A 13,510-nucleotide genomic window follows, 5' to 3' on the forward strand; every position below is an offset into this window, starting at 1 on the left:
TGACTTTAGATTTAGAATTTCTTTCTCTCAGGCGCGATCACCTCGATCCGTTCGGGCTGAGCCTGTCGAAGCCCTGCTTACCCCAAGTGAGCCGAGCGCGTTTGGAGAGGTGCCCTTCGACAGGCTCAGGGCGAACGGGGTGGTGGATCGACCTCGACCCATACCAAAGGAGCCGCCAACCGGGCATAACTAGGGACGAAAACCTGCGCGTACGCCTAACTTGCCCCTAACCTTCCGCCACGCGCAGCCCCAACCCCGCGCCCCTACCCCGCCTGAACCCGCCCGGTCCGCACCAATTTTCCCCACCCGACGCGCGGGCCCCGCAGCGCCTGCGCAATCGCCTTCAACACGACATAATACATGATCTGGCGATAGCCGATCCGCTGCGGGATCAGCAGCCACAGCAGCCGCCAATTCTCACGCCGCTCCAGCGCGAAGGCGATCGTGGCGGCGAGCAGATCGACCGCGGTGAAGACCAGCCAGTAGAGCAGCATCTTCTCGACATCGTGCTGCGTCTGCGCCCAGCCATGCGCCAGCACCGCGAGATAGGTCGTCACGAAGCTGACGATCAGCGCGAGATCGATGATCGGCGAAATCGCCGCGAACACGATCTGGAACAGGATCGCCTGCGGCAACCCGACACGCGCGAGGCCCGCGGGCCGCCCGGTGGCCATGATTCCCCCGTGCTTCCACAAACATTGCAGCGTGCCGAACGCCCAGCGGAAGCGCTGCTTGGCGAGGCCCGTGATCGTCTCGGGCGATTCGGTCCAGGCGACGGCATATTGATCGTACGTCACCTTCCATCCGGCGCGCTGGATCGCGATCGTCAGATCCTGATCCTCGGCCAGCGTATCAACCGGGTATCCGCCCACCTCGCGGATCGCCGACAGCCGCCACGCGCCGACCGCGCCCGGCACCACCGTCATCGCATCGAGCCGGGCGAGCGCACGCCGTTCGAGATTCTGCGCGGTGATATATTCAACCGCCTGGAATTTGGTCAGCAGGTTCACGCGGTTCCCAACCTTGGCATTGCCCGCGACTGCGCCGATTTTGGGATCGATGAACCACCGCGCGAGGCGTGCGATCGTGGTTGGTTCGAACTGCGTATCGGCGTCGAGCGCGATAACGATCTCGCCCGTCGCCAGATCGAGCGCCTGGTTGAGCGCGCGCGCCTTGCCGCCATTTTCGAGCGTGAGCAGCCGCACGCGCGGATCATCGGCAAAGGCTTCGGTCACCACCGCGCTGGTACGGTCGGCCGACCCGTCGTCGATCACGATCACTTCGATCCGCACCTCGGTCGAGGCGAGCACGCCGCGCACTGCGCGTTCGATCACCAATTCTTCGTTGAACGCCGGGATCATCACCGTGACGAAACGCGTCGGGTCGATCGCGGGGAAGATCGTCCGCCCCTCGCGCCGCGCCTGGATCAGCGCGAGCGACGACAGGATCACCGCCCGGGCAATGCCGACGGTAATCGCGATGAAGAAGATCCACCCGAGCGAGACGACGATGAAGCCGAGCGCGCTGAACAGGAACAGATCGGTCTCGGCCGCCGCGCGGTCACTCGGCGAAAGCGTCGGCATCGCGACATCGCGCGGGATGCCCGCGAGCGTCGAGACCGGCACGAAGGTATAGCCTTTAGCCCGCAGCGTATCGATGATCACCGGCAGCGCCGCGACCGTCTGCGCGCGGTCGCCACCGGCATCGTGGAGCAAAACGATATTGCGGCTGCACTGCGTCTCGGTGTCGACGGTGCAGTGCGATGCGACCGGATCGGTGACCTGCGCGATCGTCGCATCGATGATCGCTTGCACGCCCGGCCGCTTCCAGTCGCCCGGATCGACGTGCAGCCCGACCGAGATGTAGCCGCGATCCTGCGCTTGCAGCGCGGGGTCGATTTCGTCGGCCGTGGTCGGCTCGGCATCGCCGAAATAGGGCGCGCGGAACAGCCGGAGCGAGCGCCCGGTGAACGCCTGGAACAGCCGCTGCGTGGTGTTGAGCTGGAACGTCGTCTCGGTCTGCGACGCGCCGGCGAGATTGGGATGGGTGTAGGTGTGGCTGCCGACCTCATGCCCTTCGCGGACCATGCGTTCGAGCAGCGGGCGTTGCGTCAGCGCATTCTCGCCGACGATGAAAAACGTCCCGGGGACCTTCTTGGCCTTGAGGATGTCGAGCACGCGCGGCGTCCAATTGGGATCCGGCCCGTCGTCGAAGGTCAGCGCGACCAGGCCCGGCTTATATCCGGTCCGCTCGACGACATAGGGCGAGGGCAGGATCGGGAAGCGCACGTCGCCAATTGCCCCGGCCTTGGTGGTCAGCACTTGCCGCACGCCTTGCACCGGCACGCTGGAAATCTTGAGGATCTCGCCATTGCCCTCGATATCGACCCCGGTGCCAGCCGGGGTTTGCTCGATCGCCGAGGCCGCCGGGAGTGTGCGGTGCGATCGCCCGAAGATCGACCACAGGCCGGGATCCTCCGCCCCCAGCCGCCATACCGCGACGCCGCCAAGCCCGACATTTTGCAGGAAGCGCATCTGGTTATAGGCCGACGCCGCGTCGAGCAGCCAGACGGTGTGGCGGCTCGTGCCCTCCTGATAGGCAAAGCTGCTATTGCCGCTGGCCTTGTCCCACGCCGGCTTGGCATCGGATTCGCGCGCGGCCTGCCACGCTTCATCGATCGCGAGCGGCTCGCCATTGCCGTCGTGCCAATCATAGGCATAGCTGCCAATCGCCACGACGAGCTTTTCGCGGGGCACACCGCGCGCGGCGCGGGCGACCGATTGCTCGAACCAGCTTTGCGAGGCGATCGGCCCGGCATCGCCGCTGATCTCATGCTCGTCATACGCCATCAGAAAGACGCGATCGACGATCTTGGCAAAGGCCGCGATGTTCCAGCCATTCTCGCCATCCGCTTCGCCGACCGGCACGGCGATCCCGATCACCCATTTGCGCTTGGCGAAGCGCGCTTTGGTCTCGGACAGGAAGGTGCGGTAATCGGCTTGGCCGCGCGGGGAAAGTTCCTCGAAATCGAAGAACGCGCCCCCCGCCCCGTTCGCCGCCAGCCATGGTTCGAGCCGGTCGAGCAACGCCTTGCGCTGCGCCGGGTCATGCAACAACGCCGCCATGCCGGGCGCATCCCAATCGCCGCCAATCGCATTCTGGATCATCGGCAAGATCAACGGCCTGGTCGCGGCGCTGTTGATGATCGCGCGCCCGGCGGGATCGCGGAACACGGTGATGTGATGGTTCGCCCCGGTGACCGAGACCCAGCCCGGGATCAACCAGTCGAGTTCACCGATATGCCGGCGAAGCGAGGCCGCCGAGGATTCGTCCCACGGCACGTGAAAGCCGATTGCCAGCGGCTGATTGGTCCCGACACCGCGCGGCGCGGCACCGAGCAGCCGGACGTAGCCGTTCAGGCCGTGGCGCGCGCGCTTCAGCAACGGGCCGGTCGGGGGTGGCAGTCTGGTGAGTGCCGGATGCTCGGCTTCTACCGGCAGCAACGGCGCGCGCGGCACCGCGCCGATCGAGACGCCGAGTGCCACCACCGCGACCACGACCAGCAGGACGAACGCGGCGACCGCGACCGCGAAACGCCGTCGCCGCCGTCCCGAAGCATCGTAGAAGACGGGGGCATGGCTCATCTGTGGCATTTCCTAGAACGCATAAACGGTGCGCTCGCATCGGCGCTTTGGCATGGCGGGAGGGCAACGCCCAGATGACATTTGCGTCACCTACGCGGTCCTTACGTCCTTTATAGGAAATCGGATCGGGGAAAATGCAATGGTCGGGGCGATAGGATTCGAACCTACGACCCCTGGACCCCGAGACCAGTGCGCTACCAGACTGCGCCACGCCCCGACACATTGCAGGGGGCTGCGCGTAGCGGGCGGCACCCGCGCTATCAAGTCAAAAATGCCGATGTCGGAATGTGGCGCGCCGATATCGGGTCGAGCGCCCCGTTGGCCCCAAGGCATTAACGGTGCGGATTTTGCGGTAACTGCCGTTGCACGAGTGCAACACAGTGCGGAATTTAGGTCACGTTCCGGGATTGTATCGAATCGGCCCAAAACCCGCTTGAGATTTGGATATCATACTTATAGCTTCCTCTCTTAAGAGATGGTGCGGCAGGGGCAGCGCCACGAAAAAGGGGTGTGGTTTCATGATTAAGTCGAGCGCCGCGATGATGCGGTTTCGCCCATTCTTGCTCGCAGGCGTTGCGGGGATTGGCCTCGTCACCGGCGGCGTCGCGCAGGCCCAAGTAGCAAGCGGCCCGACGATCCCGGCCCAGCCGTCGGGTGGCAATTCTCTGGTCGACGGCGCGAACGCGGTTTTGGAAGGGCATAGCAGCGGCGCGCAGGTCGCGGTTGTTACGCCCGAACCATACATCCAGATCGCCAATCCCGGCACCCCGACCACGGCGCGCGATCCGGTCAACATCACCGGCGTGGGACAGATTGTCATAGACACTGGCAATGGCAGCGGCTCGATCGGCCTGTGCACCGCTTCGCTCATCAACCCGCGCACGGTGCTGTTCGCCGCGCACTGCGTCAATTCGGCGGCGGCGACCTCCTATGGCCGCGCCGGACCGAGCGGGACCGGGACCGCCGTCAGCATCGGCTTTTCGAACAACAATTTGAGCGCGCTCCAGCAATGGATCTTTGCTGGTGCAAACCAATATGCGTCGAACCCGGCCGCGTTCCTCTACAACCTTAACCAGGTCGTCTATAATCCGCGCTCGACCGAGCCGGGCAACGGCTTCCTCTATGCCGACATTGCGCTCGGCACGCTCGACCGCCCGGCCGCAAACATCCCGACCTGGGCTTTGCTCTTTTCGACGCTCCCGGCACCCGCCTCGATCGGGGCGAGCGGCACTGGCTATCACGTCAACATCGCGGGCTATGGCAATAACGGTACCGGCGAGACCGGCGCCAATGGCGGCATTGATTTCCGCCGGCGCGTCGCGGAAAACTTCCTCGGCGGCCTGACGTCGCTAGACGATTTCCAAAATTTCATTTTCGGCTCGCCGACCGGCGCACTGCCGCAAAATCTCTACTGGATCGACTTTGACGATCCACGCCGCGGCACCGCTGCGGCAAGCCCGTTCGATTTTAACAGCTTCCGCGACAATGCGTTACCCAATGAAGGTGGTACCGCGCCTGGCGATTCGGGTGGGCCGCTGATTCTCGACCGTACGTTTTCCAGGCAGGTGATCCTTGGCGTACTGTCGGGCGGATTCTCCCGCTTCTTTAATGGCCAGCCATCCCAAAGCTATGGCTCGAACAGCTTCTATCAGCCGCTTTACCTGTATTGGGATTACATCGCGGCGAACAACCCATACCGCTATGTCAGCGCGCTCGCTGGCGACGGTAACTGGACCGATGCGACGCGTTGGGTGACGAACGTCGACCCCAATTACACGATCATCGGCCCCAACGGTCAGCTGGTTAACGGCGTCCCCAATAATCCCGGCGGAACCACCACAGACACCAGCGGGAAATTCGGCCAGATCTGCTTCCAGAATACAACGTCGAGCGACTGCCTCAATGTCGGCACCGGGGTTGAAACGATCAATTCCAACCCGATCGGCACGGCCGGGCTGGCCAACGACGCTGCATCGACAACCCTGGCGCGGCCCACGGGCGGCGCACTCGGCACAGGAAGCGATGTCGCACCGGAACTGCAAAGCCAGGCCGATCAGGGTGCGCAGGCACTGCCGCCAGCGACGCTCGCCAACGGCTTGCCGGGCGCTACCAACTTCGTGCCCAACAATGTCGATCCGGTGCGCGCGACCGGCGCGATCGGGCGCTATTTCGACGTGACGCTCAGCGCAACAGGCACGACTACGCTCAATTCGACGGTAACGATCGACCGCTTCACGCTTGCCGGCGCAGGCGCACGCCTCAATATCGATACGACCGGCGTCCTGACCAGCCTGATCAGCGTGACGCAGACGAGCGGCACGATGCAGGTCAATGGGCGCCTGACCACGCAGGGCGACTATTTCCTGATGGCGGGCGGGCTGAATGGCGTCGGTACGATCAGCACGCCCTTCTTCACCAACATGCTGGGCACGATCTCGCCGGGCATTGTCGGGGATGCTGGGTCGATCGGCACCTTGACCTTTAACGGCAACGTGATTCTGACGTCGGGTAGCCGCTATCTCGTCGATCTCGGCGCAAATGGCGTGTCGGACCGGATTGTTGCGGCCGCCGGGACCGCCGGCAGCACCGGGGCCGCGAACGTCGGTGGCGTGATCGGGTTCAGCTTCTCGCCGACCACGCTGCGCGCAGGCAATGTCTACACGATCCTGACTGCGGCGGGCGGCGTTACCGGCACCTTCGCGACGCCGGGGGCGTTCAGCGCAATCCTGACGCCGCGACTGACCTATAGCGCGACGGCAGTGACCGCGACGATCGATGCCGGGCTGTACGCCAACGTCGTCGGCACCTCGCCGGTACAGCGCGCTTATGCCCAGTTGCTCGATCAGAACCGCGGCAATGGCTATCTCGATATCTACGGTCCGCTCGACTTGCAGAACGCCGCCACGATTCAGGGGACGCTCGACGGTCTGGCACCGCGCAATCAGACCTTGAAGCGCGCGCTCGGCACGCTCGTGGTCGACAATATGCTGCGCTTCACCGAGCAGCGCCTCACGGCACTCACCCCGGGCAATCTCGACGGTTCGCTCGCGATCATCGGCAATCCGCTGCAAGTCGCGGCGCTCAAATCCTCGGGCGTCGAAGTCGGCCGTGGCACCAACGGCATTGCCGGCCAGGAGACGATGAAGACCGCCAGCCTGCCCGAAGGGGTGAGCGGCTTCATTGCCGCCGGCTATGTCGACGGGGACAGCCGTCCGATGGCGACGGCGGTGCCGCTCGGCAATCGCGACCAGTTCAACGGTTATTATGTCGCTGGCGGTCTTGAAGGCGAAGTCGGCAGCCACGGCGCGCTCGGCCTCGCGCTCTCGTACACAAATGTCGATGGCACGACGAGCTTCGCGCAAACGGCGCGCGCCGAGCTGTTCCAGGGCACCGCCTATGGCAAGTTCGATATAGCCGGGCATCTCGTCCTCGACACGCAGGCGAGCCTTGGCGTAATCACCAGCAAAACCCGGCGGATCGCGACTGTTATCGGCACGAACTACACGCTCAGCGGCAATGAAAGCGCGGTAACCTACACCGGCGAGTTCGGTCTCGGTTATGCGTATGGCGTCGGCCACGGATTGAAGGTCACGCCGCGGGTCGCGGTCCGGGCCGGTCGGATCGGCTGGGAGGGCGGCTCCGAAACCGGCGGTGGCACCGCGCTGCGGATCGACCGGGACTCCGCTGAGAGTGTGCAGGGATTGGGCGGTTTGACGGTCAGCGGCGGGAACAAGATCAAGCCGTATCTGTCGGCCTATTTCGTCCACGAATTCCTCGACAAGGCCGCTGTGTTCGGGGCGAACTTCGCCGGTGGCACCGGACCTAACGCGCTGTTCGCGCTGGCGGGTCAGGACAAGGATTGGGCCGAGGTCGCCGGCGGCCTCTCCTACGGCTCGCGCAAGCTGAGCGTCGCGGTCGGTGCCGACACGACGATCGGTCGTGGCGACGTGTCGAACCAGAGCTATCGCGCGTCGATCAAAATCGGGTTCTGATCTTCACGTGAACGCACGAAAGGGCCGTCCGGGCGACCGGGCGGCCTTTTCCGTATCGGGCGTTTATCGCGGGCCCTGTGAAATTAGCGGTTCAATCCTCCCGACGCACTCGATAACGCTGCGCGATGACCGGTCTCGAAATCGCCGCCTTCCTGCTCGGCATCGCCAATGTCACGCTGGTCGTCCGGCGCAGCATCTGGAACTATCCGTTCGGGCTGATCATGGTCGCACTGTACGGCAAGATCTTCCTTGATGCGCGGTTGTACAGCGATGCGATCCTGCAGATTTTCTTTTTCATCGTGCAGCTTTACGGCTGGTGGAACTGGTCGCGAAACCGCGCGCGCGCCGGGGCGGTGACGGTCGTTCGCCTCCGCAACCGTGACCGCGCGCGTTGGGGAATCGGGTGCGCCATCGCCGCCGCATTGTGGGGCTATGGCATGCACCGGTTCACCGATGCGTCTTTCCCCTGGGCCGATGCGACGCTCGCCATCACCAGCGTCGCTGCGCAGATTTTAATGTCGCGCCGTGCGATCGAGAATTGGTGGCTGTGGATCGCGGTCGATATCGGATCGGTCGGGCTGTATGCGGCCAAGGGCCTGTGGCTGACGATGCTGCTCTACGCGATCTTCCTGGGCCTCGCGATCTGGGGGTTGATCGAGTGGCGCACGGCCGAGCGGCGGAAGGCGGCGGCATGACCATGATCTGTCTCCATGGCCCCGAAAGCACCGGCAAATCGACGCTGATCGAACAGCTTGCCGCGCAATTTGGGACGATCTTCGTCCCCGAATATGGCCGCACCTTTGCCGAGACGCACGGCACCGACTTCAGCATGGCCGATCTGGTCGAGATCGCGCAGACGCACGATTCCATGACGCGCGCGGCGCTGGAGACCGGTGCCGATCCGCTGTTCCTCGATACCGATCCACTGATGACGGCGGTGTGGGCCGACATGCTGTTCGGCACGCGCGACCCGTGGTTCGATGCGTGGCGCGGCACCGCCGACCTGTATCTGCTGCTCGATATCGATTTGCCGTGGATCGACGACGGGACGCGACTGTTCGGCAGTACGGCCGAACGCCGACGCTTCTTCGATCTGTCGCGCGCGGAGCTCGACCGGCGCGGCGTCCGCTACGCGCTCGTCAGCGGCAAGGGCCCCGACCGCCTCGCCGCCGCGCTGGCAGCGATCGAGGCGATAAGGCTGGACGGCTAGGCCGGTCTATTTGCCCTTCAGGGCTTTCACCGCCGCCATCGTGCCGCTGACATGCCCGGCCGGGTTCAAATCCGACAGGACATAGGCGATCTTGCCGGTCTTCGCGATCACGTAGGACGTGCGGTTGGTCCAGCCGGTCTTTTGCGGCAGCGTCACGTCATAGCCGCTGATCGTCGTTGGCGTCGCCAGCCCGACCGGGAATTTGCTCGCGCATTCCTTGACCGAAAACTCCTTGATCCGCTCGGCATTGCCCGCGGTCAGGCCGATCAAGGACGCGCCGTTCTTGGTGAATTCAGCGCTCGCCTCGGCGAATTCATGCGCCTCGACCGTGCAGCCCGAGGTGAAGGCGGCGGGGAAGAAATACAGCACGACCGGCCCCTTCTTGAGCGCGGTGGCGAGCGTGAAGGTAAAGGTCGTGCCGCCCAATGCTGCCTCGGTGGTGAAGCCGGGCGCCTTGTCCCCTACTTTTAGCGAAGCATTCGCGGGGGCGGCTGCCACCAGCGCAAGGGTAAAGGCGGCAAGTGCGGCGGTGCATTTCATGGCAACATCTCCTGATAGCGTTTGCGCCACGCTACCCCGCCGATCGCGCCACCGCCAGAGCGATTGCCGCCCCGATCAGCGCGACGGCGCAAGTTTGGTGTTGAGCACCCAGCCGACATTGTCGTTTTCATCGGCGACTTCCCACCACAGGCCGTTCTTGTTGCCCGTCACATAGACGATCGCGCCCGGCGGGAGCGTGCGCAACACCCGGCCCGCCGGGCTGGCGGTGCTGCGCATTGCGACTGGGCCCTGTGTCGTGAAAGACTTGGACGGTGCCGCTTCGGCGGTACCGGTATCGCCGGCATTCACATAGCCGAGATCGTTGACCAGCTTGGCATAGGCCTGGATGAACGCCAGCGTCACGATCCGCCCGATATCGGTATTGTCATAGCCGCCGCCGATTGCGCCACCGCCGGCAAGGCCGGCGAACACGCCACCGCCGCCGCCAAAGCTCAGGCTGTTCTTGGCGGCATAGCCATCCTCGGTCGCCAGCGTCTCGGTCGTGCGAACGTTGGTGATCGACAGGACGACATTGGCTTCCATCTTCCGGCTGCGGATGCCGCCGACAATCCCGCCGAACGGCCCGCCGATGATGCCGCCAATGCCCGCCGCGACGCCGCTGCCGCTGGCATTGCTGTTGGCACCCTGCACTTCGGCTTGCAGCACATAGTCGGCCGCCTTGATCTGACCCTGGCCGACATTGGACCGGCGTTGAAGGCCGAGATCGGCACCGATGTCGCGCTCGCGCTGCGCCGCTTGCAACCCGCTGCCGCGATCGACGATGTTGAAGCACCCCGAACGCTGGACCAGCACCTTGAGCAGCTTCTGTGGCGGTGCGAGGCTATATTGCGTCCATCCACTCGGATCGTCGCCATCGACGATCGAGATCGTGCCATGCTTGGTCGCGCAGCGCGGCACGTCGTTCATCGTCGCTTCCTGCAGCTTCTGCGTGCCCGAGGGCTTGGCGAGCCGCTGCGCCTGGGCTTGCGTCGATACGAGTGCGAAAACGATTGCCGTCGTTGCCCCAAACCGTAACTTTGTCACTGTCACTGCCCCCCGCCCGTGAATCGATGTTCTCGCAGATTACGCGATTCTCAGACGCGCGAATAGGACCATTGCGTCGATGCCGGCGGGCTTTGTGCGCGCGGGCCGGCGATGCTATGGCGACGCTCATCCTCTTCAGCACGAACCCGGGCGAATACGTGACCCCTCTTCAGAACATCCGCAATTTCAGCATTATCGCTCATATCGACCATGGCAAATCGACGCTTGCCGATCGCCTGATCCAGGCGACGGGAGGACTCACCGACCGGGAGATGTCCGAACAAGTCCTTGATAACATGGACATTGAGAAGGAGCGCGGGATCACGATCAAGGCGCAAACGGTGCGGCTGCGCTATACCGCGAAGGACGGGATCGAATATGCCCTGAACCTGATGGACACGCCGGGCCACGTCGACTTCGCCTATGAAGTCAGTCGTAGTCTCGCCGCGTGCGAAGGCGCGCTGCTCGTCGTCGACGCGGCGCAGGGCGTCGAGGCGCAGACGCTCGCCAATGTCTATCAATCGATCGAGCATAATCACGAGATCGTGCCGGTCATCAACAAGATCGACCTCCCCTCCGCCGACCCGGAAAAGGTCAAGGCCGAGATCGAGGAAGTGATCGGGCTCGATGCGAGCCAGGCGGTGCTGACCAGCGCCAAGGCCGGGATCGGCATTGCCGAAGTGCTCGAAGCGATCGTCACGCGCATCCCGCCGCCGCAGGGCGATGCCGAAGCACCGCTCAAGGCGATGCTGGTCGACAGCTGGTACGACCCGTATCTCGGCGTCGTCATCCTCGTCCGCGTGATGGCGGGGGTGCTGAAAAAGGGCCAGCAGATCAAGTTCATGTCCGCGGGCACCGTCCATCTGGTCGACCGCGTCGGCTGCTTCCGCCCCAAGATCGAGCAACTGACCGACCTTGGCCCCGGCGAGATCGGCTTCATTACCGCGCAGATTAAGGAAGTCGCGCAAACCCGCGTCGGCGACACGATCACCGATGCCAAGCGCCCTGCCGCCGAGGCGCTGCCAGGCTTCAAGGAAGTCCAGCCGGTGGTGTTTTGCGGGCTGTTCCCGGTCGATGCCGCCGATTTCGAGAAACTGCGTGAGAGCATCAGCAAGCTTCGGCTCAACGACGCGTCGTTCAGCTTCGAGATGGAAACATCGGCGGCATTGGGCTTCGGCTTCCGCTGCGGGTTCCTCGGGCTGCTCCACCTCGAAATCATCCAGGAGCGGCTGACGCGCGAATATGATCTCGACCTGATCACCACCGCGCCCTCGGTCGTGTACGAAATCGAACTCACCCATCCCGACCCGGCGGGCACGACGCATTTCGAGCTGCACAATCCCGCCGACATGCCCGAACCCAATAAGATCGCGACGATCAGCGAACCGTGGATCGAGGCCGTGATCTACGTCCCCGACGAATATCTCGGCAGTATCCTCAAGCTGTGCCAGGATCGCCGCGGGATCCAGAAGAACCTGACCTATGTCGGCGGGCGCGCGCAGGCGACCTATGAACTGCCGCTCAACGAAGTCGTGTTCGATTTCTACGACCGGCTGAAATCGCTGTCGAAGGGCTATGCCAGCTTCGACTATACCCAGATCGGCAATCGCGAGGGCGATCTCGTCAAGATGAGCATCCTCGTCAACGAGGAGCCGGTCGACGCGCTCAGCATGATCGTCCATCGCGGCACTGCCGAGACGCGCGGGCGCGGCATGGTCGAGCGGTTGAAAGAGCTGATCCCGCGCCATTTGTTCAAGATCCCGATCCAGGCCGCGATCGGCGGCAAGGTGATCGCGCGCGAGACGATCAGCGCGATGCGCAAGGATGTGACCGCGAAATGCTATGGCGGCGACGCCAGCCGCAAGCGCAAGCTGCTCGACAAGCAAAAGAAGGGCAAGCTCAAGATGCGCGAATATGGGTCGGTGTCGATCCCGCAGGAGGCGTTTATTGCGGCGCTCAGGATGGGGGATGAGGGCTGAGCGCCGCTTAGCCTCGGATCTGTGCCGGCCCGTCTGGCGGTGCTATGGCACCGCCGGACGAAGCGGCGTTGCCGCCGCATCGAATTCGGTCAAATCTCCGCCAGATAATCTGCCATTTGCTGCTGAACCGCTGGGGACAGTTTTACGAAACGTCGCCGCCTATCGAACGGGTCGGGCTCGATGACGATAACCTCCCGCTCCTTTAGCACCCCCAGGGTACGAAGCGCGGTCGTGGAAGGAACGGCGGACCCGATACAAGCGCTGGGCACAGAGATGTAGTCGCCTTTCTGGCCTGCGACAAAAAGGTCCAACAACATGTCCCAAACCGGTTCGTGAAAGAGATCGGCGACTTCCGGAAGGAACTCGTGCCGCCGTCGTCGCGCCAAATACAGTTCTCTTGCTCGCACCGCCTGGGCGGGCAAGATCCCTTTGAAAGGAGTGTTGAGGCGTGGCTTAAGCTGAGCCAGCGCCTGGTGCATATCTCGAATCACTGAGCCGAGCGCGGGCTTCTTCGCACAGGGCGCACTCATTCGGACCATGCCTCATCAACACCGGATTTTTGCAGTCGCTAGCAGTGGCGTAAGACCGCCACGCCGAGAAGGAGTACCATCGCGTATCCCCATATTTTGAGCAGGAAAGCGTAGGCCCAGGCCGACATTCCTCCGTCGGCCGCGCGCGCTACGTGAACGAAGATCGTGGAAAGCTGGAGCGCCGTCATCACCATCGGCCACACTCGGTTCGATTTGAGCGCGAGCCAATACAGCGCGACAAGCAGCGCCGCATCGATCGCGAACGCCCCGCTTTCCAACTTCAGAAATCGATAGTCCGAAATACTATAGCTCGCCATTGTCGCGAGGAAGGCGACGACCTGCATCATTGCCGCACGGCGTTCGGGGCTTCCCCCTTTCCAGATCGCGTAAAACGCGACCACCGCCTGCATTGCGCAGAATAGCAGCAAACCCAAGGTCATGATCGTCGCCGCCCGAGACCTATGCGACGATGCGCAACGGCTGATTGCCTTCGGTGAAGGGAAGCGGCGGCTTCGGCGCAGCATCTCCGTAATTGTCGACACGGACATTGAGATCGAGCCGGGTTTGCTCC

The 13,510-nt window shown here is 63.7% G+C and carries 9 protein-coding genes and 1 tRNA gene; 4 read left to right on the plus strand and 6 right to left on the minus strand.

All coding sequences use genetic code 11. The features are described 5' to 3' along the window. Positions 1–263: 263 nt before the first annotated feature. Together ABWP09_RS10080 and ABWP09_RS10085 are read right to left on the minus strand one after the other, a co-directional pair. The gene (locus tag ABWP09_RS10080) at positions 264–3,644 is read right to left on the minus strand and encodes a polysaccharide deacetylase family protein (RefSeq protein ID WP_353205013.1); all 3,381 of its coding nucleotides are present in this window, start codon (positions 3,642–3,644) and stop codon (positions 264–266) included. Positions 3,645–3,784: 140 nt separating this feature from the next. After that, positions 3,785–3,861 (minus strand) — tRNA-Pro (locus tag ABWP09_RS10085). Positions 3,862–4,162: 301 nt separating this feature from the next. Between ABWP09_RS10085 and ABWP09_RS10090 the strand changes: the two genes are divergently transcribed. The 3 genes from ABWP09_RS10090 to ABWP09_RS10100 all read left to right on the plus strand — a co-directional run bounded on the left by ABWP09_RS10090 (position 4,163) and on the right by ABWP09_RS10100 (position 8,846). Then, positions 4,163–7,636: an autotransporter domain-containing protein gene (locus ABWP09_RS10090; RefSeq protein WP_353205014.1), complete on the plus strand. Its 3,474-nt coding sequence runs from the start codon at positions 4,163–4,165 to the stop codon at positions 7,634–7,636. A gap of 125 nt (positions 7,637–7,761) precedes the next feature. Further along, positions 7,762–8,331, plus strand: coding sequence for a nicotinamide riboside transporter PnuC (pnuC, locus tag ABWP09_RS10095; RefSeq protein WP_353205015.1), 570 nt, complete (start codon positions 7,762–7,764; stop codon positions 8,329–8,331). Then, positions 8,328–8,846: an AAA family ATPase gene (locus ABWP09_RS10100; protein ID WP_353205016.1), complete on the plus strand. Its 519-nt coding sequence runs from the start codon at positions 8,328–8,330 to the stop codon at positions 8,844–8,846. Before pnuC ends, ABWP09_RS10100 begins: the two co-directional genes overlap by 4 nt. Positions 8,847–8,852: 6 nt before the next feature. Here ABWP09_RS10100 and ABWP09_RS10105 read toward each other — a convergent pair whose 3' ends face one another. Both ABWP09_RS10105 and ABWP09_RS10110 read right to left on the minus strand, forming a co-directional pair. Then, on the minus strand, positions 8,853–9,386 hold the full coding sequence (locus ABWP09_RS10105) for a peroxiredoxin (protein WP_353205017.1): 534 nt from the start codon (positions 9,384–9,386) through the stop codon (positions 8,853–8,855). Between the two features lie 75 nt (positions 9,387–9,461). Next, positions 9,462–10,430 carry a CsgG/HfaB family protein gene (locus tag ABWP09_RS10110; protein WP_502959786.1) on the minus strand — a complete coding sequence of 323 codons (969 nt, stop codon included), beginning with the start codon at positions 10,428–10,430 and terminating at the stop codon, positions 9,462–9,464. A 116-nt stretch (positions 10,431–10,546) separates the two neighbouring features. Here ABWP09_RS10110 and lepA point away from each other — a divergent pair, with 116 nt between their 5' ends. Next, a complete protein-coding gene (gene lepA, locus ABWP09_RS10115; RefSeq protein ID WP_353205018.1) occupies positions 10,547–12,409 on the plus strand; it encodes a translation elongation factor 4 in 1,863 nt (620 codons plus the stop codon). Between the two features lie 89 nt (positions 12,410–12,498). Here the strand turns inward: lepA and ABWP09_RS10120 are convergent, their stop codons facing one another. Both ABWP09_RS10120 and ABWP09_RS10125 read right to left on the minus strand, forming a co-directional pair. Then, positions 12,499–12,939 carry a MarR family transcriptional regulator gene (locus ABWP09_RS10120; protein WP_353205019.1) on the minus strand — a complete coding sequence of 147 codons (441 nt, stop codon included), beginning with the start codon at positions 12,937–12,939 and terminating at the stop codon, positions 12,499–12,501. Between the two features lie 38 nt (positions 12,940–12,977). Further along, on the minus strand, positions 12,978–13,510 hold a 533-nt coding region (locus ABWP09_RS10125), incomplete at its 5' end, for a hypothetical protein (protein WP_353205020.1).

Source organism: Sphingomonas sp., assembly GCF_040398505.1.
Lineage (GTDB): Bacteria > Pseudomonadota > Alphaproteobacteria > Sphingomonadales > Sphingomonadaceae > Sphingomonas.

Bases quoted from the DNA above. Each gene is read 5' to 3' on its own strand.
- ABWP09_RS10105 (WP_353205017.1), bottom strand. From the start codon at position 9,386: ATGAAATGCACCGCCGCACTTGCCGCCTTTACCCTTGCGCTGGTGGCA.
- ABWP09_RS10100 (WP_353205016.1), top strand. From the start codon at position 8,328: ATGACCATGATCTGTCTCCATGGCCCCGAAAGCACCGGCAAATCGACG.
- ABWP09_RS10080 (WP_353205013.1), bottom strand. From the start codon at position 3,644: ATGAGCCATGCCCCCGTCTTCTACGATGCTTCGGGACGGCGGCGACGG.
- lepA (WP_353205018.1), top strand. From the start codon at position 10,547: ATGGCGACGCTCATCCTCTTCAGCACGAACCCGGGCGAATACGTGACC.
- ABWP09_RS10120 (WP_353205019.1), bottom strand. From the start codon at position 12,939: ATGAGTGCGCCCTGTGCGAAGAAGCCCGCGCTCGGCTCAGTGATTCGA.
- ABWP09_RS10090 (WP_353205014.1), top strand. From the start codon at position 4,163: ATGATTAAGTCGAGCGCCGCGATGATGCGGTTTCGCCCATTCTTGCTC.
- pnuC (WP_353205015.1), top strand. From the start codon at position 7,762: ATGACCGGTCTCGAAATCGCCGCCTTCCTGCTCGGCATCGCCAATGTC.